Genomic DNA, 21,936 nt, shown 5'->3' with positions numbered 1-21,936 from the left:
CGATGACCGTCGCAGCGCAGCACGATCTCGACCAGGCCGCGGCACTGCTGCAGCACACCGTGACCGAGGTCAAAAAGGTCATCGTCGGCCAGGAGCACATGGTCGAGCGCATGGTCGTCGCACTGCTGGCCAAGGGGCACTGCCTGATCGAAGGCGTCCCGGGCGTGGCCAAGACGCTGGCCGTCGGCACCCTCGCCCAGGTCGTCGGCGGCAACTTCGCCCGCCTCCAGTTCACCCCCGACCTGGTCCCCTCCGACATCGTCGGAACCCGCATCTACCACCCCTCCACCGAGCAGTTCGACGTCGAACTCGGCCCCGTCTTCGTCAACTTCGTCCTCGCCGACGAGATCAACCGGGCCCCCGCCAAGGTCCAGTCCGCCCTGCTGGAGGTCATGGCCGAACGCCAGGTCTCCCTCGGCGGCAACACCTATCCCCTGCCCCGCCCCTTCATCGTCCTGGCCACCCAGAACCCCATCGAGTCCGAAGGCGTCTACCCGCTCCCCGAAGCCCAGCGCGACCGCTTCCTCATGAAGATCGACGTCCGCTACCCCGGCGCCCACGAGGAACTGCAGATCCTGCAGCGGATGAGCGTCGACCCGCCCGAGGCCGAACCCGTCCTGGACCCCGAACGACTCATCGCCCTCCAGCGCGCCGCCGAAGAGGTCTCGGTCCACGAACTGGTCGCCGACTACATCGTCCGCCTGGTCATGGCCACCCGCGAACCCGAGCAGTACCGGCTGCCCGACCTGCGCCAGGTCATCGAGATCGGCGCCAGCCCCCGCGCCACCCTCGGCCTGGTCTCCTGCGCCCGCGCGCTGGCCCTGCTCTCCGGACGCGACTACGTGCTGCCCGACGACGTGCGCGCCGTCGCCCGCGACGTCATGTCGCACCGCATCGTCCTCACCTTCGACGCCCTCGCCGACGGCGTCGACACCAGCGAGGTCGTCGCGCAGATCCTGACCGCCGTACCACCGCCCCGCGTCGTCTGGAACCACGGCACGGTGACCGCCCAGTGACCACCGACCCGGCCGCCGGACGGCCGCAGCCGCCGCCCCGCCGCACCCGCGGCGGGCAGGCCGGCGGGCAGGCCGGCGGGCGAAAACGCGCGCACCTCGCCCCCGAACGCACCCTGCGCCGGCTGGAACTGTCGGTCACCCGCCGCCTGGAGGGCCTGCTGAACGGCGAGCACCTGGGCCTGCTGCCCGGCCCCGGCACCGAACTGGCCGAGGCCCGCCTCTACCAGCCCGGCGAGGACGACGTCCGGCACATGGACTGGGCCGTCACCGCCCGCACCACCACCCCGCACGTCCGCGACCTGATCGCCGATCACGAGCTGGAGGCCTGGGCCCTGATGGACCTCACCCCCAGCATGGACTTCGGCACCGGCGCCATGGTCAAACGCGAGCTGGCCGTCGCCGCGCTCGCCGCCGTCGGATTCCTCACCGTCCGGCTCGGCGACCGCGTCGGCGCCTACCTCCTCCACCCCGACGGGACGCGCCGCTGGCCCGCCCGCACCGGCAAAGCCGCCCTGTACGCCCTCCTGGAGGCCGTCCTGGACGCCGACAACACCGAGCCCCGCGATGCCCACCGGGACAAGAACAGCGGCGGAGCACTCGGCGGCAGGTCGCTCGGCGACCGGCTCTTCGGCGGCGACCCCACGCCCGCCCCGAGCCTCGCCGACGGCATCGCCTCCCTGGACCGCGGCCAGACCCGCCGCGGCCTCCGCGTCATCATCTCCGACTTCCTCCCACCCCCCGACGACCCCGCCCTCGCCGACGGCGAGGACGGCGCGGCACACAGGCCACCCGCATGGGAACGCCCACTGCGCCGCCTGGCCACCCGCCACCAGGTCCTCGCCGTGGAGGTCATCGACCCCCGCGAACTGGACCTGCCCGACGTCGGACTGGTGGAGATGACCGACCCCGAGACCGGAGCCGTGCACGAGATCGTCCTGAACCGCAAGGTCCGCGAACGCTACGCCGCGGCCGCCGCCGCCCAGCGCGAGCGCACTCGGGCCGCGCTGCGCCGCTGCGGCACCCACCACCTGGTGCTGCGCACCGACCGCGACTGGATCTCCGACGTCGCCCGCTTCGCCCTGCGCCAACGCCGTGCCTCCGGACGCGCCATCGCAGCCCGGGGAGTGCGCCCATGACCTTCCTGTCACCCGAGCGGCTCTGGCTGCTGGCCCTGCTCCCGCCGCTGGTCGGCGCCTACATCGTCCTGCAGATGCGGCGCGGCAAGTACGCCGTCCGCTTCACCAACCTGGCGCTGCTCTCCCAGGTCGCGCCGCGCCGGCCGGGCTGGCGCCGGCACGTGGCCGCCGGGCTCTTCCTGGCCATGCTGCTCATCATGATGATCGGGTTCGCCCGCCCCGCCACCGGAGTCAAGGTCCCCCGCGACCGCGCCACCATCATGGTCGCGGTGGACGTCTCCCTGTCGATGATGGCCAAGGACGTGGCGCCCAACCGGTTCGAGGCCGCCAAGGACGCCGCCAAGAAGTTCATCCGCGACCTGCCCGGCCGCTTCAACGTCGGCGTCGTCTCCTTCGCCGGCAACGCCAACCTGGTCGCCGCCCCCTCGGCCGACCGCCAGGCCGCCATCGCCTCCATCGACCAGCTCGTGCTGGCCAAGCGCACCGCCATCGGCGAGGCCGTCTTCACCTCCCTGCAGGCCGTCCGGTCCTTCGACGCCCAGGCCAGCCAGGATCCGCCGCCCGCGCACGTCGTGCTGCTGTCGGACGGCGACAACACCACCGGACGGTCGGTCAGCGAGGCCATCGACGCCGGCCGCGCCGCGCACATCCCGGTCTCCACGATCGCGTTCGGCACCCCTTACGGCACCGTCGACATAGAGGGCGAGACCACCAGCGTCTCGGTCAACAAGGAGACGCTGCGCACCCTGGCCGAGGGCAGCGGCGGCAAGGCCTACGAGGCCGCCGACGGCGGGCAGCTGTCGGAGGTCTACTCCAGCATCGGCAGCTCGCTCGGCTTCAAGATCGAACACCGTGACATCGCGGCCCGCTTCACCGGCATCGCCCTGCTGTTCGCCCTGGCCGCGGGCGGGGCGTCCCTGGCGTGGTTCTCCCGGCTCCCCTGACCGGCCCCCGATCCGCCCGGCGCGCGGGCCCGCACCGGCCCGCGCGCGGGCGCGAACGCTCCCGGACGCTGATACGGTCTCCCGACGTGGGGGAACACTATTTCTCGTCCCGGCCCGACGCGGCCAGCCGGACCCGCACCATCGACCTGGTGCTGCCCGACCTGCACCTGCGCCTGGAGACCGACCGCGGCGTCTTCTCGCCCGACCGGATCGACCCGGGTACCCGCATCCTGCTGGAGACCGTTCCCCCTCCCCCGCCCACCGGGAACCTCCTCGACCTCGGATGCGGCTACGGTCCGATCGCATTGACCCAGGCATGCCGCTCGCCGCAGGCGAGTGTGTATGGAGTGGATGTGAACGAACGAGCCTTGGAGCTGGCTCGGTGGAACGCCTCAACCGCCGGCCTTGACACTGTAAGGTTCGTACTGGCGGACGAGATCGACCCCGAGCTCCGCTTCGACGCGATCTGGTCCAACCCGCCGATCCGCATCGGCAAGGCCGCGCTCCACGACCTGCTGCTGGCCTGGCTCCCCCGCCTCACCCCCGGCGGCCGGGCGCACCTGGTCGTCCAGAAGCACCTGGGCTCGGACTCCCTGCAGCGCTGGCTGAACGACCAGGGCCTCCCCACCGAGCGCATCGCCTCACGCTCGGCCTACCGCGTCCTGGCCGTCACCCTGCCCGACCAACCCCACCGACCCGCCCGTACCGGAAACGACACCCCATGAACGGCGACACCCCATGAATCCCGCACCGGGACCGGCGCGCAAGCAACTGCGCCCCACCGACGTCAAACGGCTCAACCGCGACTGGCGGCGGCGCACGGACGCGCGGCTCGGGCTGCTGGTGGAATCGGTCACCCAGCCGTTCAACATGGGCTCGATCATCCGCAGCGCCGCCGCGTTCGGCGTCGAACGCCTCTGGCTGGCCGGCAACGCCACCGACCCCACCCACCGCAACGTCGCCAAGACCGCGCTCGGCACCGAGCGCCTGGTGCCCTGGGAGCACGCCGGCGCGCCGGACGCGGCCGCCGCCGCGATCCGCAAGGAGGGCCTGCGGCTGGTGGCGATCGAGCTCACCGGCGACGCCGTGCCGCTGCACGAGGCGCCCCTGGACGGCGACGTGTGCCTGGCCGTCGGCGGCGAGGACCACGGCTGCTCCCCCGCGCTGCTGGCGGCCGCCGACGCGGTCGCCTACATCCCGCAGATCGGCCGGGTGGGGTCGCTCAACGTCGCCGTCGCCACCGCCATCGCCCTGGCCGAGACGCGCCGCCGCGAATGGACCGCCGGCTGACGGCGCGCCCGATCAACCGGCCGCCGAGCCGTTCTCCGCGCCCTGCTCCATGAGATCGGCGAACTCCTCCAGGGAGATCCTGCCGTCGCGGTTGGCGTCGGCGTCCACCATCACCTCCACCGCGCGGGTGTCGGTGATCTCACGGCCCAGCGCCCGCATCACGTTCTTCAACTCCGCGGTCGAGATGTAGCCGTCGCCGTCCGCGTCGACCATCTCGAACGTGGCCCGGTAGTTCTCCGCGTTGCTCATCGGTGCGACACCCCTTCACTTACGTCACATGGGACTCCGGTGTTCCAGCCGTCGCTTGGACGCTAGCACCAGGCCGGCCGCCTTGACGTTGTAAGGCAGGACCTGGATCGTCCGTCCGCAGGCGGCAGGCCATAATCATGTGAGTGTCCCGCTCGTACGAATTCCTGGACCACCCCGCACCCATCCCGTTCGCGCACCGCGGCGGCGCCGAGGGACGTCCGGAGAACTCCATGGCCGCCTTCGAGCGCGCCATCGACCTGGGCTACCGGTACCTGGAGACCGACGCGCACGCCACGGCCGACGGCGTCGTGGTCGCCTTCCACGACCGCACCCTCGACCGCGTCACCGACCGCTCCGGCGTCATCGCCCGCCTGCCCTACGGCGAGGTCGCCAAAGCGCGCATCGCCGGCACCGAGCCCATCCCCCGCCTGGAGGAGATCCTGGGGTCCTGGCCGGACGCCCGGGTCAACATCGACCTCAAGGACGCCGCCGTCATCGGCCCGCTCGCCCGGGTCCTGCACCGTACCCAGGCCTGGAACCGAATCTGCATCACCTCGTTCTCGACCCGGCGGCTGGCCCAGATGCGCACGCGGCTGCCGCTGTTCACCGACCAGGACGTCTGCATGGCGCTCGGCCCGCGCGGCCTGATGGCCCTGCGCGCCAAGTCCTACGGCGGCCCCACCGCCAAGCTGGTGCGGCTGGCCGCCACCGGCGTCGCCTGCGCCCAGGTGCCCTACGGGCTGGGCAGGCTGCCGTTCGTCACCGAGGCGTTCATGGCCCAGGCCCACGATCTCGGCCTGAAGGTGCACGCCTGGACCGTCAACGACCCCGCCGAGATGAAGCGGCTGCTCGATCTGGGCATCGACGGCATCATGACCGACGAGCTGACCACCCTGCGCGAGATCATGAGCGCCCGCGGCCTGTGGACCGGGCCCGCCTGACCGGCGAGGCCGGTCAGCGCCCGAACCCGGGCCGTCCGGACGGCCCGCCCGGACGGTACTCGGCCGCGATCCGCAACGGCGCGTGCTGCGGCTGCGGCGCCGTCTGCGGGCCGGTCTGGGGCGCTGCCTGGGGAGGCGCCGCGGGATGCTCGTCGGCGGCGCCGGGACGGCCGCCCTGGACGAGGTCGATCCGCCCCGCCCGCAGGCTCTCCAGCAGCTCGAGGTCCTCCGCCGACACCAGCGCCGCCATGATCTTGCCGCGCCGGGTCAGCGCGACGCGCTCGCCCGTGTAGGCGACCCGGTTCACCAGATCGGCGAACTCCTTGCGCGCCTCCGTCACCGCTTTCTCCACGCTGTTCATCCTACGGCGAACTCCCTGGCACTACCTCACCCTGAAATGTACGCTCCGTACATGTACAGAGTGTACGCAATGTACATTTCACTTCGGGAGGGCTCATGATGGAGCAGCCAGAACCTCGCTTTCCGCGGCCGGAACGGCCGGAGACCTACATCGGCAGGTCGCACTCCTCGGTCGCCGCACCGGAACACCTCGTCAACGAGGCGCTCTTCGGGCGCCTGCTCGCGCAGCGGATCGTCTTCCTGGGCCAGGAGATCGACGACCAGGTCGCCAACCGGGTCTGCGCCGAACTGCTCCTGCTGGCCGCGCAGGACAGCGGGCGCGACATCACGCTCTACATCAACTCGCCCGGCGGCGTCGTGGACGCCGCGATGGCGATCTACGACATGATGCAGTTCGTGCCCAACGACGTCTCCACCGTCGCGATGGGCATGGCCGCCTCGGCAGGGCAGACGCTGCTGTGCGCGGGCGCCCCCGGCAAGCGGTACGCGCTGCGGCACGCCCGGGTCATGATGCACCAGCCGCACGGCGGCATCGGCGGCAGCGCGTCCGACATCAAGATCCAGGCCGAGCAGTCGCTCTACCTCAAGACGATCCTGGCCGAGCTGCACGCCCGCCACACCGGCCGCCCGCTGGCGGAGATCCAGGCCGACTCCGACCGGGACCGCTGGTTCACCGCCGAGCAGGCCCGCGATTACGGACTCGTGGACCACGTCATCGACAGCACCGAACGGGTGGGGTCCTGATGAGCGGCCGCACGCGGCCGGAGAACCGCCCCCAGAGCCGCTACGTGATGCCCTCGTTCGTCGAGCGCACCTCCTGGGGCACCAAGGAGATGACGCCGTACAACAAGCTCTTCGAGGACCGCATCGTGTTCCTCGGAACGCCGGTCGACGACACCGCGGCCAACGACGTCACCGCCCAGCTGCTGGCACTGGAGGGGATGGACCCCGACCGTCCCATCAGCATCTACATCAACTCGCCTGGCGGAGCGCTGACCTCGATGCTGGCCATCCACGACACCATGCGGTACATCCGCCCCGAAGTCGAGACGACCTGCGTGGGGCAGGCGGGCTCGGCCGCGGCGGTCCTGCTGGCCGCGGGCACCCGGGGACGGCGGGCGGCGCTGGCACGGTCCCGGATCCTGCTGCACGAACCCAGCGTCGAGGGGGCGGTCCGGGGCCAATCCAGCGACATGGAGATCCAGGCCCGGGAGATCCTGCGGCTGCGCGGGCAGACGGAGCTGATCGTGGCCGAGGCCACCGGCAAGGACCCCGACGTCGTCCGCCGGGACCTGGACCGGGAGCGCTACTTCACCGCAGAGGAGGCCAAGGAGTACGGCCTCATCGACGAGGTGCTCACCACACGGGGCTGACCACCGGAGGAGCGGGCTCGGCCGGCGCCGGACCGGACGGCAGAGCCCCTCCAGGCCCCCGGGACGTTTTCCCGGGGCCGCCCAACGACGCGGAAAGAGCAGGGTTGGACGACCCCCGGGGCGGGAATCTTGAGACGGTGACCAGCGTTGGTCTGTTCGAGACCGCAAGCCGTCTGGGAGGCACGTGACGATGGCCGAGCGCGCACTTCGCGGCACCCGACTCGGAGCGACGAGCTACGAGAACGATCGCAACACCGATCTGGCCCCTCGCCAAGAAGTGGACTACACCTGCACGAAGGGCCACCGGTTCACCGTGACGCTCGCAGCCGAGGCCGAGGTGCCGATGACCTGGGAATGCCGCAGCTGCGGAGCGACCGCACTGCGGGTCGACGGCGAGTTGCCGCAAGCGAAGAAGGGAAAGCCGCCGCGAACCCACTGGGACATGCTCATGGAGCGCCGGACGCTGGAGGACCTCGAAGAGGTCCTGGCCGAGCGCCTGGAGATCCTCAGGGCCGGGCGGAGGAAGACCGCCTGATCCCCGGACCGACGCGACGATTTCTTCGACCGCGACGGGTTCACCGCGAGTCGTAGAGCCGGGCCCGCGCCACCGCGGTGGCGCGGGCCCGGCCATGTCCGGCCGCCAGGCGCACGCGCGCCTGGCCCCATCACGCGTTGGTCGTTCACCGGCGCCGCCTCGCAGTGCTCGTGCGTCCGAAGATCTGCCACCGCCCGCGCACCGCCCGGCGCGCGATGGTCCATGGCCGCCAGGGAGGGCCTCTCCCGGCCGGGCACCGCGCCCTGAGCAAGTCCCTGCCGTCCGGGCTTTCCGGGCCGTCCGGGATGCCACCTGGGCGGTCACTTCTGGGCGGGCCGGTCATCGTCCTGGACGACCTCGCCCTGCACCACGCGGCCCTTGGGTTCGTCCGCCGTGCCATCGGCCCTGCCGTACGGGGAGAAACCGCCCAGCCTCTCGCCCGCGCCGGGTGGGAACAGCGTCCCCCGCGCCTCGGCCCGCCGCAGCCGGCGCGCCCCGTAGGCGGTCAGCAGCCGCCGCATCAGGGGTCGGGTGAACGGCAGCACGAACAGAAGCCCGATCGCGTCGGAGACGAACCCGGGCACGATCAGCAGCATTCCGCCCGCCAGCACCATCCCCGTGCCCGACAGCTCGCGGTCGGGCGACGTGCCGCGCTGCACGGCCTCCTGGAGCACGCCCCAGGCCCGGCGGCCCTCCCGCCGGACGATCCAGCCGCCCAGCGCGGTGGTGGCCAGCAGCGCCGCCAACGTCCACCAGCCGCCGACCAACCCCACCAGCTGGACGATCACGAAGATCTCCAGAACGGGCATCAGCAGGATCGCCAGGAGCGTCAGGAGTGCCGGCATGGCTCCAACTCGGGTGTCGTGGAATGCGCCTCGCTTGGCTCAACGCCGCGGGCGCCGCAGCCGTTCCACCCGGTCGGCCAGACCCCAGCGGGCCACCCGAAACGCCGCCTCGGCGAAGACGTCCTGATTCATCTTGCTGGTGCCGTGCACACGGTCGACGAAGGTGATCGGCACCTCGACCACCTTCAGGCCCTCGCGCAGCGTCCGCAGCGCCAGGTCGATCTGGAAGCAGTAGCCGCGCGAGTCGACCTCCTCCAGACCGATCTTCTCCAGCGTGGCCGCCCGGAACGCGCGGAACCCGCCGGTGGCGTCGTGCAACGGGATGCCCAGCATCAGCCGGGCGTAGGTGTTGGCGCCGCGGGAGAGCGCCTCGCGCCGCACCGGCCAGTTGCGCACCTTCCCGCCGGGGATCCAGCGCGCGCCGAGCACCAGGTCGGCATCCTCCAGCGCGGCCAGCAGGCGCGGCAGTTCCTCGGGCTGGTGCGACCCGTCGGCGTCCATCTCGACCATGACGTCGTAGCCGTGCTCGGCGGCCCACCGGAACCCGGCGATGTAGGCGGGCCCCAAGCCCTCCTTGCCGGCCCGGTGCAGTACCTGGACGTGCTCGTCGGCCTTGGCCAGCGCGTCGGCCAGCTGCCCCGTGCCGTCCGGGCTGGCGTCGTCGACGACCAGGACGTCCGCCGGCGGCACGGCCTCGCGCACCCGCCCGACGATGCCCTCGATGTTGTCCCGCTCGTTGTACGTCGGGATGATCACGAGCACCCGGCCGAGTTCGGCTGGGATCTCCATCGGCGTCAATTCCCCTCGTTCTTCCTGCCGGTGAACCATGCGGCCCAGCCGGCCGCCCCCACGGCCAGCGCGGCCAGCGCCCATTCCGGTACGGCGCCGACCCGGCCGGCGAGCGTCACCGAGGTGCGCGCCGGGACGGAGGCCACCTGGATGTCGGGTACGAACTCCCGGGACCGGTCGATCATCCGGCCGTCCGGGGCCACGATCGCGCTGATCCCGCTGGTCGCCGCCACCAAGATCGTACGGCCATGCTCCATCGCGCGCAGCCGGGACATCGCGATCTGCTGCGGCGGCAGGCTGGTCTTGCCGTAGGTGGCGTTGTTGGTCTGCACGACCACCAGGTCGGCCGCGGCCGCGTCCCGCACCTCGCGGTCGTAGGCGACCTCGAAGCAGATCACGTCGCCGACGGTGGCCGGGCCGAGCCGCATCACCGGGTCGCGGGTGCCGTGCGCGAAGTCGCGCGGGATCCGCTCGAACCGGCTGATCAGCCGGGTGAGGATGTCGCGGAACGGCAGGTACTCGCCGAACGGCACCGGGTGCCGCTTGACGTAGTAGTCACCGGGCCCGCGCGCCGGGTCCCAGACGATCCCGCGGTTCTCCACCTTCTCCCCGTCGGGGGTGTCGGTGAGCGCGCCCACCAGGACCGGTACGCCGATCTCCTTCACCGCGGCGTCGATCGTCCGGTAGGCGTCGGGTTCGGCGTAGGGGTCGAGGTCGCTGGCGTTCTCCGGCCACACCACCAGCTCGGGCCGGGCCACCTTTCCCGCCTTGACCTGCGCGGCCAGCTCGCGGGTGACCTTGACGTGGTTGTCGAGGACGGCCTTGCGCTGCTCGTTGAAGTCCATGCCGAGACGGGGCACGTTGCCCTGGAGGACGGCCACGGTGACGGGCCGTCCGGTCGCCGGCGTGGGAATGAACAGCCCGCCGCCGACGAGCGCGGCCACCGCCGCCACCGCGAGCGCCAGCGGCTTGACCGAGGCTCGCAGCGCCGTCCCGAGCCCGCCGGCCCTCTCGGCCCCCTCAGCGTCTTCACCCGGGCCTTCACCCGGGCCTTCACCCGGGCCTTCACCCGGGCCTTCGCCGGCGCCGTCGCCGGAGTCGGCCGCCGGGGTTGCGGTGCCCGCGCGGGCCCGTAGGACGACGATGATCCCGTACGCCAGGAGTCCGCCGATCAGGGCGGTGAGGAAGCTGACCAGGGGCGCGCCGCCCAGGGACGCGTAGGGGGTGAGGGGCGTGGCGGTCTGGCTGAAGGCGAGCCGGGCCCAGGGGAAGCCGCCGAACGGCACCCGGCCGCGCACCAGTTCCTCGGCCACCCACATCGCCGCCGCCCACACCGGCCAGGCGGGCAGCCGGGTGACCAGGGCCACGCCCGCGCCCATCGGGGCGAAGTAGAGCGCCTGGACGACGGCCAGCAGGATCCACGCGTCCGGGCCGATCTTGACCAGGCCCTGCAGGACGGGGACGAAGAACGCCACCCCGGCCAGGAAGCCGAGCCAGGCCGCGGTGCGGGCGGGCAGCCCGTGCAGCGCCACCGTCAGCAGCGCCACGCCGGGAAAGATCAGCGGGGTCAGGTCGACGGGCGGGAAGGCCGGCCACAGGGCCAGGCCCGCGGTGACGGCCAGCAGCGTGCGCGGCCATCCGGCACGTCCGCCGTGGCGGAGGGGACGGTGCGGGCGCCGCCAGGTGCCGGCGGGCGCGCGTGAGCGGGAGGGGGCGCGCAAGGAGGCGAGCAACGGGGCCAGCGGCGACGGGCGGGGTTCCGGTGCGGGCGGCGCACCGACGGCGGCCCCGTCGGCCCGCTCGCCGGCCTGGCCTGAGGCCCGTTCCGGCAGGATCTCCTGCGCCACATCCGCTCCCTGTCCATGCCAGAGGTCGCGACCCCCCGTCCGTGTTCCGACCCGCGGTCAAACGGTCGCGTCCCCTGTTTCATCGTCTGCCGGAACGCTACCGGGCCCGGGCGCCCACGGCGACCTGGCGCCGAAGGCGCGGCGAGATGGCGAGGCGGGAAAGCCCGGTGGAAATGGCACGGAGCCGGCCGCAATCGGGCACGGAAGAGGGCCCGTGACATCCCTCGGGCCGAAGTCGTCCCACAGGCGGTGAGAACGATGCTCCGTTTTCTACTGGATGTCCGGGCCCTTTCCGGGTCCAAGCCCCCGCCCGATCGGGCGGCTCCGCCCTGACGCGGCTACCGGTCACCACCCCTGGCTCGGACGGTCTCCGGCGGGCGCCGCACGGGGCCTCGGACGGGCCTCGAGCGCTCCGCCGCCGATCCCGTCGTGGCGCGGTCCGGTGGCGCCGTGAGCGGCCGATCGGTGAGTCCTGTGCTGGACTGCAGCAAAACTACCGAAGTCCCCGTCCTTGTCAACCGCCGCATGTTCTGCGGCGACTCCACGTTCCACCAGCTCAGAACCATGATCGGTGCTCTGGCGGGAAATCCCGCCGGTCACGGGCGTCCCAGCTGTCACACACCGGTGTTCGCAACGAGTCCGTCACGAATCGGCGGGCGGGCCGGGCACCACCACCGTTCCGGTGGCGGTGGCGGCGACGATCGGGTCGGCGAGGACCTCGGCCGCCGACTCCCCCTTGTCGGGACGTCCCCGGCACACCACCCGCGCCTCGAACTCCAGCACGCGGCTGCGGCGCCCGACGCGGGTGACGGTGGCGCTGGTCTCCACCACGTCCCCGGCCCTTACGGGTGCGCGGAACTGGACGTCGGAGTAGGAGGCGAACAGGCCCTCGTCGCCGTCGGTGCGGATGCCGACCTCGGTGGCGACGTCCCCGAACAGCGCCAGCAGGTACGCGCCGTCGACGAGGTCGCCCGCGTAGTGGGCGTGCGAGTAGGGGATGTAGCGGCGGTGCGTGACGGTGAGGCCTTCGCGCGGATCGCTCACGGTCTCCGGTCCTCCTCGGGCGGTTCGTCGGACGGTTCGGCGGGAAGCAGGGCGTGCACGATGTAGGCGGCGACTTCGGCCGGGGTGGTGCCCTTGCCGAAGACGCGGTCCACGCCCAGGTCCTCGGCCGAGACGGTGTCGAAGCGGGGGCCGCCCACCACCAGCAGGGGCCGCCCCATGCCCGCGGCGACGGCGGTCGGGTACTCGGCGTGGAAGGCCGCGGCCATCTGCTTGGTGTTGTGCAGGTGGGCGTTCCGCTGGGTGACCACTTGGGAGACCAGGACGGCGTCGGCGTTCTCGGCCTTGGCCCGTTCCACGAGTTCCTCCACGGTGACCTGGGCGCCCATGTTCACCACCTGGATCTCGCGGTAGTACTCCAGGCCCTTCTCCCCCGCGAAGCCCTTCACGTTGAGGATCGCGTCGATCCCCACGGTGTGGGCGTCGGTCCCGATGCACGCCCCCACGATCACCAGCCGCCGGTTGAGCGCGCGGCGGATCGCCAGGTTGACCTCCTGGGACGACAGCAGCGGATACTCCCGCTCCGGGGGCGCGGGGATGCCCGCGTAGTCAATGAGGTGGTTGACCCGCCCGTACACGATGAAGAAGGTGTAGTCGGGCCCCATCGCCTTGGAGTGCACCACGCTGGCCGACTCGAGGCCCATCTTCCCGGCGAGCTGGAGCGCGGCGGCGTCGGCGCGTTTGCCCGCGGGGACGGGCAGGGTGAACGACAACTGCACCAGGCCGTCGCCCGTGGTGTCCCCGTACGGACGGATGACCTGCCTCGTGTCGGCGGGCTCGGCCGGGGCCTGCGTGCCGGTTCCGGCGGCGGGGTCGGTCATGCGGGCACCTCCTCGGTGTGCACGGCGTGCGGGTCCTCGTCGTCCAGGATCTCGATGGCGGGGTTGAAGTACCCTTCGGCGCGGGGCACCACGCCGTCCAGTCCCTTGCCTCCGTCGGACGGGCGGCGGGTGACGCCGAAGGTGCCCTCGGCGATAGCGGTGAGCAGGCCGTCGCGCTCGACGCGTTCCAGCAGCTCGACGGACTCGCCCAGCACCTGGCGGGCGCGGCGGGCGACCAGCCCGTCGGGGCGCGGCACGAAGTCCTCGGCGAGGCCGCCGCAGGCGTCGCGGACGTACCGGACGTTCTCCAGGGCCAGGTCGCGGTCCGACAGCCAGGGGGTGTGGATGCCCTCGGTCATCATCCCGATCAGGATGATGGACTGGCCGGTCATCACCCCGGCCAGGTTGAAGAAGGCGTCCAGCAGGTACCCGGCGAAGATGTTGCCGGTCATGTGCTTGGTCGGCGGCATGTACTTCAGCGGCGCGTCGGGGAACAGCTCGCGCACCAGCTGGGCGTGCGCCAGCTCGAGCCGGAACGACTCGGGCAGCGACGGGTCGATCTCGAACGCGTGGCCCAGCCCCAGCTGGGCGTCGCTCAGCCCGGCCTCGTGCCCGAACCGCTCGTTGAGCAGCTGGCTGACGACGACCGTGTGCGCGGCCTCGACCGCGTCGGCGGTGGTGAGGTAGTTGTCCTCGCCGGTGTTGATCGTGATGCCGGCGCGCGCGTGCACCTGCCGGGAGAAGCGCTGGTCGATGAAGGTGCGGCGGGGGTTGATGTCGCGGAAGATGATCCCGTACATGCAGTCGTTGAGCATCATGTCCAGGCGTTCCAGCCCGGCCAGCGCGGCGATCTCGGGCATGCACAGCCCGGAGGCGTAGTTGGTGAGCCGCACGTACCGGCCCAGCTCGCGCGAGACGTCGTCGAGGGCGGCGCGCATGAGCCGGAAGTTCTCCTGGGTGGCATAGGTGCCGGCGTACCCCTCCCGGGTGGCGCCCTCGGGGACGAAGTCCAGCAGCGACTGCCCGGTGGAGCGGATCACCGCGACCACGTCGGCGCCCTCCCGCGCCGCGGCCTGAGCCTGCGGGATGTCCTCGTAGATGTCCCCGGTGGCCACGATCAGGTAGATCCACGGGCGGGGCGGGTCGCCGACCTCGGCCAGCATCCGGTCGCGCTCGGCGCGGCGGCGGTCGATGCGGGCGATGCCCGAGCGCGCGGCGCGGCGGGCCGCGTCCCGGGCCGCCTGGGCGCCGGGGCCCGCGGGCAGCCGGAAGCGCGCCTGGCCGCGCGCCGCCGCCTGGGCGAGGTCGGCGGCGGACCGGTAGGGACCGCGCAGGACGGCGTCCCAGACCGGGAGGGCCACGCCGTGTTCCAGACCGACCTGGTCGCGGACGGCGTCGGTGAGATGGTTGACCCACGGCCTGCCGGCGGCGTCGGCGCCGGCCAGCCCGGCGATCCTCAGCAGCGCCCGTTCGACCGAGACGGTGGTGTGCGTCCGGGCCATCCGGATGACCGGCTCGGCGGCCCGCGCCGCCAGTGCCCGGGCCCGGTGTACCAGATCCGGGTCCAGATCGAGTTTCCCCTGCGGCGCCATTGCCGCCTCCCCTCACGCTCGCCTGCACTCCACTTCGCACGACACTCGAATATCTACATTCTCTTACGTCCTTCTATTGAGATCTTCCTGCCTGGAGCAGGCTTTTCGCAAGACCCTCCACTTTACTCCCGCAAGGCGACACCTATCTCACCAGCCAAGCATTCCCCCATAACCTTCCGTGCACGTAAAGTTGCCCTACGTCACAGGTCATGGCTTCGTCCCGGTGAGGAAGATCTGAAGGGGGCTCGGTGGTCTATCTGATAGCGGCGGCCTGCGCGGTCGGCGTGGTGCTCGTCGCGGGCCGACTGGTCCGGCGCGGCCGCGACGACGGCGAACCCGACGGCCCCACCGTCGGCCACGCGGGGTCGATGATCTCGGCTATGTTCCTGCTCGCGTTCGCGGTCGCCATCGTGGTGCCCTGGGCCGCCACCGACTCCGCCCGGCTCAACACCTACACCGAGGCGCAGGCGATCACCGAGGCGTACTGGTCGGCCGAGCGGCTGCCCGCCGCGTCCCGCGACCAGGCCCGTACCGGCCTGCTCGACTACGCCCGCTTCGTCCGCGACGAGGAATGGCGGGAGATGGCCGAGGGGCGGCTCAGCCCCGGCGGCTGGACCCGGCTGGACGCGGTCCGCCGCCAGGTCATCGCACTGCCGGTGCCCGACGACGACGAGATCAAGGACGCCCGCACCACCTTCCTCGGCCAGGTCACCGCGATCTCGGCGGCCCGCCACCAGCGCGCGATGGACGCCCGCACCACGCCCCCGGCCGGGCTGCTGATCATCACGGTCGCCACCGGGCTGCTGGTCGTCGCGCTGCCCTACCTGGCGGGCGCGCGACCGCGCGGGATGGCCCTGGTGCCGCTGGCGCTCATGGCCGGGCTGCTGGCCATCGGGATCTACCTGGCGCTCGACATCACGCACACCTTCACCGGCGGCCTGGGCGTGCGGCCCGACGCGTTCACCGGCGCCATCACCGAGATCCAGCGCATCTCGGGAGGCCCCTGACCATGCCCGCGACGCAGTTCCCGGCGCGGCGCCGTGTCCTGACCTGGTCGGTCGGCGCCGTCCCGGCGCTGGCCGCCGGGCTCCTGCCGCTATGCGCCCCCGCGGCGGCCGCTGCCGCCCCCGGCCCGTCCGACGCCCCCGCACCGCGAGCCTCCGCCGAACCCTCCCGCGCGATCCACCCGGCGGTCTCACCGGCGGGATCGCCGAGGGGCCCTTCGGCCTCCGCACCAGCCTCCAAGCCAGTCCCGCCAAAGGGCTCTCCGCCCGTCTCTCTGCCCGTTTCTTTGGCGGCCCCGCCGAAGGGCTCCCCATCGGCCTCCCCGCCGATCTCCAGACCAGCCTCGCCGACCTCTCCCCCGGCCTCCCCGTCAACCTTGCAGACGGGCTCCCCACCGCTGGGCTCTCTGGCGGGCTCTCCGCCCAGCTCTGTGGCGGGCGTTTCGCCTGCCTCTCCGCCCGGCCCTCCACGCGGTTCTCTGGCGGGCCCCTCATCTTCTCCGCCGTCGTCGGCGGGGGCCACCTCCTCGGTACGAGGGCGGCCCTCCTCTCGATCGCCAGACCACGCACCCGACAGCGCACCTGGCCGCGAGCTCGAACGCGCAGCCGACCGCAGGGCCGAACCCGGGCTCGGGGCCAAGGGCGGGACCGAACTCGGCGTCGGGGGCGGCGGCGATATCGGTGGCGCCGCCGCGGTGGTTCTCGGCCTCCCGGCGATCCTGGCCCAGCCGCCCCTGGTGCCCGGACCGTCGCTGCAGGCCTCGGTCCTGGTGGCTCCCCTGGTCTCGGTCTGCGTGAACGTCGCCGTGGACGCGATCGTCAGCGTGAGCGCCATCGTCGCGATCCCTGGATCGGCGTGTCCCGGCCATCCACCACCCGCGGCTCCACCACCCGCGGCTCCACCACCCGCGGCTCCACCACCCGCGGCTCCACCGCCCGTGGAACCACCCGCTCAGCCCGCACCGCCTGCAGCGCCAGCGCAACCCGCGCCACCGGCGGCACCCGCGGCGCCGAAGCCACCGGTGCCGGCCGAGCCTGCGCAACCGTCGCCGCCCACGGTCACGACACCGGCCGCCCCGCCGGCCCGGAGTTCTCCTCCGGCGCCCCGGCCGCTCGCCGCTCCTCCGGCCGCACCCGCACCGGTCGCGCGCACGGCGCCCTCCGAGCCCGCGTCCCGGCCCTCACCGTCCCCGTCGCGCGCGTCCGCTCCCGAGCGGCCGCCTGCGGCCGTGGCACCGGTCAGGCGGCGCCACCCGCTGGCCAATCCGCTCGTCCTGGTGGTCCTGGCCGTGGTGATCAGCGCGGCGAGCGCGGTGGCCTTCGCCCGCTAAGTCGACCTTCGCCCACTGAGATCATTTTTGCCCCAAGATTGGGGCATGGCGGAGTGGCGGCTCGGTGCGGCCGAGCAACGGGTATGGTCGGCGTTCCCCCGCGGCGAATGGGTCGACCTCCGCACCGGCGACTCCGCCGAGGACGACCCGTCCGCCGGCGCCGCCTGGGACGACGGCCGTGTCGTGCGCGGCGAGGTGATCGCCGCGCTGCTGCTGGGCGCCGTCCCGCCCGACCCGGGACGGCGCCCCGCGATCCGGCTGAGCGGCGCCCGGATCGAGGGCCGCCTCGACCTGATGGGCGCCGAGGTCCCCTACACACTGGTCTGCGAGCACTGCCACTTCGACGGCCCGATCCGCCTGGTCGAGGCCACGACCCGCACCATCCGGATCACCGGTTCCGACATCCACTCCATCAACGCGCCCCGGCTCGTTCTGGACGGCCTGCTCAACCTGCACCGCAGCACCGTCCGGCACGGGCTCAGACTCGACCGCGCCCGGGTCAACGGCGAGATCACGCTGCGCGCCGCGCGGATCGCCCCCGACGCCGAGGGGGTCGCGGTCGCCGCCGACGGCCTGGTCGTGGACGGCGAGATGGAGGCCAACCACGGTTTCCGCGCCACCGGTGCGGTCCGCCTGCGCAACGCCCGCATCGAAGGCCGACTGGGACTGGAGGACGCCGTCGTCGAGGCACCGGGAGGTATGGCGCTGACCCTCGACCGTGCCACGGTCAACGGCGGGCTCATCGCGACCGGGATCGCCGTCGAGGGCATGACGGTGCTGCGCGGCACCCGGATCGAGGGCCGGCTGGACCTGCAGGACGCCCGGGTGAACACCCCCGCCGGCACCGGCCGGCCGGCGCTGGACGTGTCCCGCGCCACCGTCAACGGCGGCCTCATGGGCTCCCGTCTGACGGTCGACGGCGAGACGGCGCTGCGCGACACGCGCGTCAGCGGGGGCGTGCACCTCGACGCCGCCGTGCTCCGCAACCGTGAGGGCCCGGCACTCGGCGCCGGCGGGCTCGCGGTCGAGGGCCCGCTGCTGTGCCGGGACGGGTTCACCGCCGAAGGCGGCATCCTCCTGCCGGGCGCCCAGATCCGCTCCGTCCTGGCCCTGCGCGGCGCGTCCCTGGCCGCCCTGGACGGGACCGCACTCGACCTGGGCCGCGCCTCGCTCGGCGAACTGGACGGCACCGCGCTGGAGGTGTCCGCCGGCACCGTCAACCTGTCAGGCGCGCAGGTGGCCAACCACGTGGGACTGAGCCGGGCACGTCTGCGGAACGACGGCGTGGCGCTCACCGCCGACAACGCCGCCGTCGGCGCCACCTTCGACTGCGGCGGGATGCGGGCGCAGGGCGAGGTCCGGGCGGTCTTGTCGCGGATCGGGGGCCGCCTCCTGCTCCAGGACGCCCACCTGGAGAACCCCGGCGGCAAGGCACTGCGGCTGTCGCGCGCCGAGATCGCCGCCGACGTGTTCGGCAACCGCACCGTGGCGCTTGGAATGGTCAAACTCACCGGGGCCAGGATCGGCGGGCGGCTCGACCTGAAGCCCGCCCGGCTGAGCGCTCCGGGAGGAGTGGCGCTGCACGCCCGCGGCCTGCAGGCGAGCGAGTTCGTGCTACGCCCGTCCGAGCCCGTCGAGGGGACGGTCATCCTGGAGCACGCCCGCATCGGCGTCCTGCACGATGACCCCGGCACCTGGCCGGAGGCGCTGTCGCTCAACGGGCTCACTTACGAGAGCCTGGAGCCGCGCCTGCCCGCCCGCGACCGCCTGCGCTGGCTCGCCCTCGACCCCGGCGCGCGCCAGCCGCAGCCCTATGAGCACCTCGCCGCGCACTACACCGCCCTGGGCCAGCACGGCCAAGCCCGCCAGGTGCTGCTGGCCAAGGAACGGCTCCACCATCGCCGCGGCACCCCGATCGGCAGGGTGTGGGGCGTGCTGCAGGACGCCGCCGTCGGCTACGGCTACCAGCCCTGGCGGGCGGTGCTGTGGCTGGGGCTGCTGGTGACGGCGGGCGCACTGGTCTACGGTGCGGAGCCGCCCAAGCCGCTCAAGCCCGGTGAGGCTCCGCACTTCAACCCCGTCGTCTATGCCCTGGACCTGCTGCTTCCCCTGGTCGACCTGGGCCAGGAGCGCGCGTTCAACCCCGCGGGCGGGTACCAGTGGTTCTCGTACGCGCTCGTGGCCGCCGGGTGGATCCTGGTCACGGTGATCGCCGCGGCCGTGGCGCGGGTGCTGTCCCGCCGCTGATCCCCGCCGTCACAGGCCGGGAATCTGGCCGTTCCGGAAAGCGTCGACGAAAAGCCTGTGATCGTCGCGGACGATCGCGGCGTACTCGGTGCCGAAGGCGACCATGGCCTCGACGAAGTCGTGCTCGTCGGGGCCTATGGCCGAGCCGATGGCGTCCTCGACCTGGAAGTCCACCAGGGTGTGGTCGGAGTCGCTGTCGGACACGCAGTGGACCTTGGCGGTGGCGCGGCCCAGGTCGTCCAGGACCGACAGCATCTCCTCCGGCTCGGTCAGCCCCGACCAGTCGAGGTCGGCCTCGTACGGCGACAGTTCCTGGACGACGTAACCCACCCCGTCGATCTCGGTGTAGCCGAGCCACGGGTCGGTGTTGGCCTGCAGGGCGCGCCGCGACACGGCGGTGCGGTGACCGTGGTGCTGGAAGTACTCGCGGATGCGCGGGTCGTCGACGACGCGGCTGGGCGCGGCGACGTTGCCCTGCTTCATCGACAGGATGACGTCGTTCTCCAGGGCCTGGCTGTGCCCCTCCACCAGGATGTTGTAGGCCGACAGCCCGGCCGAGCCGATGCCGAACCCGGAGGCGCCGACGATGTCCTTGACCTCGTAGGTGAGGCTGCCGAAGCGCTTCTCCTTCGGGATCGTCTGCAGGTACTCCTGGTAGGCGCGTTCCACCTTGGCGCGCTCGGCGTCGTCGAGCCGGCGCACGCCGGTGCGCTGGCGGAAGCGCCGCTCGTGCTGGTCGACCAGCGTCTTGCTCTCCAGCAGCCCGACCCGGGTGGACGACAGCGCGGCGATCAGCACGCCGCGGACGTACCCGTCGGTGTTGTCGAGGGTGAGGGCGAACTGGTGGTCACTGGCGTGCTCGGCGAAGTGGCGCACCTGGTCGACGTAGGCCCGCGTGTAGGTCTCGAGCAGCCGGCGGATGTCGGCGTCGGAGATGGCCTTGCTCCAGGCCAGCAGGGCCAGGCTGGCCACCAGCCGCTTGACGTCCCAGGTGAAGTGCCCGACATAGGCCTCGTCGAAGTCGTTGACGTCGAAGACGAAGACGCCGTCGTCGCTCATGTAGGTGCCGAAGTTCTGGGCGTGCAGGTCGCCCTGGATCCACACCCGGCCGGTGCGCTCGTCGGCCCACGGGTCCTCGTCGTGGATGACGTCGGCGTAGAACAGGCAGGCGCTGCCCCGGTAGAAGGCGAACGGGTCGGAGGCCATCTTCCGGAACCGCCGGCGGAACTCGGCGGGGCTGCGCTCCATGAGGTGCGAGAAGGTGTCCACCAGGACGTCCACGATCTGGGCCTGCCGTTCCTTGGGATCCTTCTCGCGCAGGGCCTTGGTGATGCCGGCCATGAAACGGTCCTCCTCGATGTTCGGGTGCGCTCCCCGCCACTGCCGGGGCATACCCGCGTCATTCTGCCGAATCGTGGCCTGCCCGCGCGGTGAACAGCGAGCGAACCCCCTGAACGTCGCGGAAGAGTTCCAGCGCCAGCTCGGCGTGTCCGGGGACGTAGCCGTTGCCGACCAGCATCGTCACGTCGGCGGCCAGCCCTTCGGCGCCCAGTGCGGCGGCGGAGAAGGAGGTGGCCATGGAGAAGAACACCACGGTGCCGCCGGGCGCCGTGGCCAGGATCGCGCCGTGCTCGCACCCGGGCACGTCGACGCAGACCACGGTGACGTCGGCGGGCTCGCCGAGCGCGGCGGCGACGGCGATCGGGTCGCGCGCGTCGGCGCGCACCACCCGGTCGGCCAGTCCCGTGGCGGCCAGCCGGCGCTCCTCGTCCTGGGTGGGGACGAGCCCGATCGTGCGGGCGGCGCCGGCGCGGCGGGCGGCGGCCAGCGACAGCGACCCGCTCTTGCCCGCGCCGCCCAGCACCGCCACCACCGGATCGCGCAGGCCGGCGACGACGCGGCCGGTGAGTGCGGGCGCGCCGCACACGTCCATGACCGACAGCGCCAGCGGGACCGGCAGGTCGTCGGGCAGGACGGCGGCGATGGACCGGGCGAACAGGATCGCGTGGCCGGAGGCGGGGATCTGCTCCGAGCGGCCGTCCCAGCGGGCCAGGCCGTCGTCCACGGCCAGCGGGGTGAGCGTGAGGGAGACCAGGGTGGCGACGCGGTCGCCGGGCTTGAGGCCGAGCGGCGAGTCGGGGCCGGCCTCGTCGACGACGCCGACGAGCATGCCGCCCGAGCCGGTGACGGGGTTGTGCATCTTGCCGCGCTCCCCGATGATCCGCAGCACCTCGCGGCGTACGGCGCCCGGGTCGCCGCCGTGGGCGGTGTGCAGCTGGCGGTAGGAGGCGGCGTCCAGGTTGAGCCGCTCGACCCTGATCCGTACCTCGTCCGGGCGGATCCGGGGGTCGGGGTCCAGCCGCAGCGCCGCCTGGGGCAGCACGCCCGCCGGCTCCAGCACGCGGTGCAGCCCCACCTCGGTTCCGATCATCTGACGCCCCCTCGCGCCTCGCCGCCGCCCTCCGCACCGTGCCGCACACTACGACCAGGTAACGGAAGATGTACTTAGTATCACTGGTTGCATCGAAATTCTTCCCGTAACGTCTGCCCTATA

Annotated in this window: 21 protein-coding genes; 11 read left to right on the top strand and 10 right to left on the bottom strand. The window is 72.6% G+C overall.

Annotated features, from left to right (window positions below):
• The first annotated feature begins 2 nt into the window (after positions 1-2).
• From ABD340_RS39685 to ABD340_RS39665, 5 genes are all read left to right on the top strand, one after another.
• Entirely contained in the window at positions 3-1,016 is a 1,014-nt protein-coding gene (locus tag ABD340_RS39685) for an AAA family ATPase (protein WP_344596313.1), read from the top strand.
• Between the two features lie 113 nt (positions 1,017-1,129).
• Positions 1,130-2,152, top strand: a complete 1,023-nt coding sequence (locus ABD340_RS39680) for a DUF58 domain-containing protein (RefSeq protein WP_344596343.1) — start codon at positions 1,130-1,132, stop codon at positions 2,150-2,152.
• Positions 2,149-3,096 (top strand): VWA domain-containing protein, encoded by a 948-nt coding sequence (locus ABD340_RS39675; RefSeq protein WP_344596311.1) that lies wholly within the window; start codon positions 2,149-2,151, stop codon positions 3,094-3,096. The genes ABD340_RS39680 and ABD340_RS39675 overlap by 4 nt, the downstream gene beginning before the upstream one ends.
• 86 nt (positions 3,097-3,182) lie before the next feature.
• The gene (locus ABD340_RS39670) at positions 3,183-3,821 is read left to right on the top strand and encodes a class I SAM-dependent methyltransferase (RefSeq protein ID WP_344596309.1); all 639 of its coding nucleotides are present in this window, start codon (positions 3,183-3,185) and stop codon (positions 3,819-3,821) included.
• A gap of 13 nt (positions 3,822-3,834) precedes the next feature.
• Positions 3,835-4,386 (top strand): TrmH family RNA methyltransferase, encoded by a 552-nt coding sequence (locus tag ABD340_RS39665; protein WP_344596308.1) that lies wholly within the window; start codon positions 3,835-3,837, stop codon positions 4,384-4,386.
• Between the two features lie 12 nt (positions 4,387-4,398).
• On the opposite strand, the gene ABD340_RS39660 is transcribed toward ABD340_RS39665, so the two are convergent.
• On the bottom strand, positions 4,399-4,635 hold the full coding sequence (locus tag ABD340_RS39660; RefSeq protein ID WP_344596307.1) for an EF-hand domain-containing protein: 237 nt from the start codon (positions 4,633-4,635) through the stop codon (positions 4,399-4,401).
• 143 nt (positions 4,636-4,778) lie between these two features.
• Between ABD340_RS39660 and ABD340_RS39655 the strand changes: the two genes are divergently transcribed.
• Positions 4,779-5,576: a glycerophosphodiester phosphodiesterase family protein gene (locus tag ABD340_RS39655; RefSeq protein WP_344596306.1), complete on the top strand. Its 798-nt coding sequence runs from the start codon at positions 4,779-4,781 to the stop codon at positions 5,574-5,576.
• A gap of 13 nt (positions 5,577-5,589) precedes the next feature.
• Here the strand turns inward: ABD340_RS39655 and ABD340_RS39650 are convergent, their stop codons facing one another.
• Positions 5,590-5,937 (bottom strand): type II toxin-antitoxin system Phd/YefM family antitoxin, encoded by a 348-nt coding sequence (locus tag ABD340_RS39650; protein WP_344596304.1) that lies wholly within the window; start codon positions 5,935-5,937, stop codon positions 5,590-5,592.
• 95 nt (positions 5,938-6,032) lie between these two features.
• On the opposite strand from ABD340_RS39650, the gene ABD340_RS39645 reads away from it, so the two are divergent.
• The 3 genes from ABD340_RS39645 to ABD340_RS39635 all read left to right on the top strand — a co-directional run bounded on the left by ABD340_RS39645 (position 6,033) and on the right by ABD340_RS39635 (position 7,844).
• Complete coding sequence (locus ABD340_RS39645; RefSeq protein ID WP_425547513.1) at positions 6,033-6,680, top strand: ClpP family protease; 648 nt, start codon at positions 6,033-6,035, stop codon at positions 6,678-6,680.
• Positions 6,680-7,309 carry an ATP-dependent Clp protease proteolytic subunit gene (locus ABD340_RS39640; protein WP_344596302.1) on the top strand — a complete coding sequence of 210 codons (630 nt, stop codon included), beginning with the start codon at positions 6,680-6,682 and terminating at the stop codon, positions 7,307-7,309. The genes ABD340_RS39645 and ABD340_RS39640 overlap by 1 nt, the downstream gene beginning before the upstream one ends.
• Positions 7,310-7,499: 190 nt before the next feature.
• Complete coding sequence (locus tag ABD340_RS39635) at positions 7,500-7,844, top strand: RNA polymerase-binding protein RbpA (protein WP_344596339.1); 345 nt, start codon at positions 7,500-7,502, stop codon at positions 7,842-7,844.
• A gap of 320 nt (positions 7,845-8,164) precedes the next feature.
• On the opposite strand, the gene ABD340_RS39630 is transcribed toward ABD340_RS39635, so the two are convergent.
• The 6 genes from ABD340_RS39630 to kamD form a co-directional block, all read right to left on the bottom strand.
• Positions 8,165-8,689 carry an FxsA family protein gene (locus tag ABD340_RS39630; RefSeq protein WP_344596300.1) on the bottom strand — a complete coding sequence of 175 codons (525 nt, stop codon included), beginning with the start codon at positions 8,687-8,689 and terminating at the stop codon, positions 8,165-8,167.
• Positions 8,690-8,728: 39 nt separating this feature from the next.
• Positions 8,729-9,478: a polyprenol monophosphomannose synthase gene (locus tag ABD340_RS39625; RefSeq protein ID WP_344596298.1), complete on the bottom strand. Its 750-nt coding sequence runs from the start codon at positions 9,476-9,478 to the stop codon at positions 8,729-8,731.
• A 5-nt stretch (positions 9,479-9,483) separates the two neighbouring features.
• Positions 9,484-11,325, bottom strand: a complete 1,842-nt coding sequence (gene lnt, locus ABD340_RS39620; protein ID WP_344596296.1) for an apolipoprotein N-acyltransferase — start codon at positions 11,323-11,325, stop codon at positions 9,484-9,486.
• Between the two features lie 642 nt (positions 11,326-11,967).
• The gene (gene kal / locus ABD340_RS39615; RefSeq protein ID WP_344596294.1) at positions 11,968-12,369 is read right to left on the bottom strand and encodes a 3-aminobutyryl-CoA ammonia lyase; all 402 of its coding nucleotides are present in this window, start codon (positions 12,367-12,369) and stop codon (positions 11,968-11,970) included.
• On the bottom strand, positions 12,366-13,208 hold the full coding sequence (kamE, locus tag ABD340_RS39610; protein ID WP_344596292.1) for a lysine 5,6-aminomutase subunit beta: 843 nt from the start codon (positions 13,206-13,208) through the stop codon (positions 12,366-12,368). The genes kal and kamE overlap by 4 nt, the downstream gene beginning before the upstream one ends.
• A complete protein-coding gene (gene kamD / locus ABD340_RS39605) occupies positions 13,205-14,800 on the bottom strand; it encodes a lysine 5,6-aminomutase subunit alpha (protein ID WP_344596290.1) in 1,596 nt (531 codons plus the stop codon). The genes kamE and kamD overlap by 4 nt, the downstream gene beginning before the upstream one ends.
• Before the next feature lie 248 nt (positions 14,801-15,048).
• Between kamD and ABD340_RS39600 the strand changes: the two genes are divergently transcribed.
• Complete coding sequence (locus ABD340_RS39600; protein ID WP_344596288.1) at positions 15,049-15,807, top strand: bestrophin-like domain; 759 nt, start codon at positions 15,049-15,051, stop codon at positions 15,805-15,807.
• A 1,373-nt stretch (positions 15,808-17,180) separates the two neighbouring features.
• Positions 17,181-19,382, top strand: coding sequence for a translocation/assembly module TamB domain-containing protein (locus tag ABD340_RS39595; protein ID WP_344596286.1), 2,202 nt, complete (start codon positions 17,181-17,183; stop codon positions 19,380-19,382).
• A gap of 9 nt (positions 19,383-19,391) precedes the next feature.
• Here ABD340_RS39595 and ABD340_RS39590 read toward each other — a convergent pair whose 3' ends face one another.
• Entirely contained in the window at positions 19,392-20,723 is a 1,332-nt protein-coding gene (locus ABD340_RS39590) for a DUF2252 domain-containing protein (RefSeq protein WP_344596284.1), read from the bottom strand.
• Positions 20,724-20,781: 58 nt separating this feature from the next.
• On the bottom strand, positions 20,782-21,813 hold the full coding sequence (gene kdd, locus ABD340_RS39585) for an L-erythro-3,5-diaminohexanoate dehydrogenase (RefSeq protein ID WP_344596282.1): 1,032 nt from the start codon (positions 21,811-21,813) through the stop codon (positions 20,782-20,784).
• Positions 21,814-21,936: the final 123 nt, after the last annotated feature.

Source organism: Actinomadura vinacea (genome assembly GCF_039532545.1).
GTDB classification, from domain to species: domain Bacteria; phylum Actinomycetota; class Actinomycetes; order Streptosporangiales; family Streptosporangiaceae; genus Spirillospora; species Spirillospora vinacea.
This window is presented reverse-complemented; position numbering and strand designations above follow the sequence as displayed.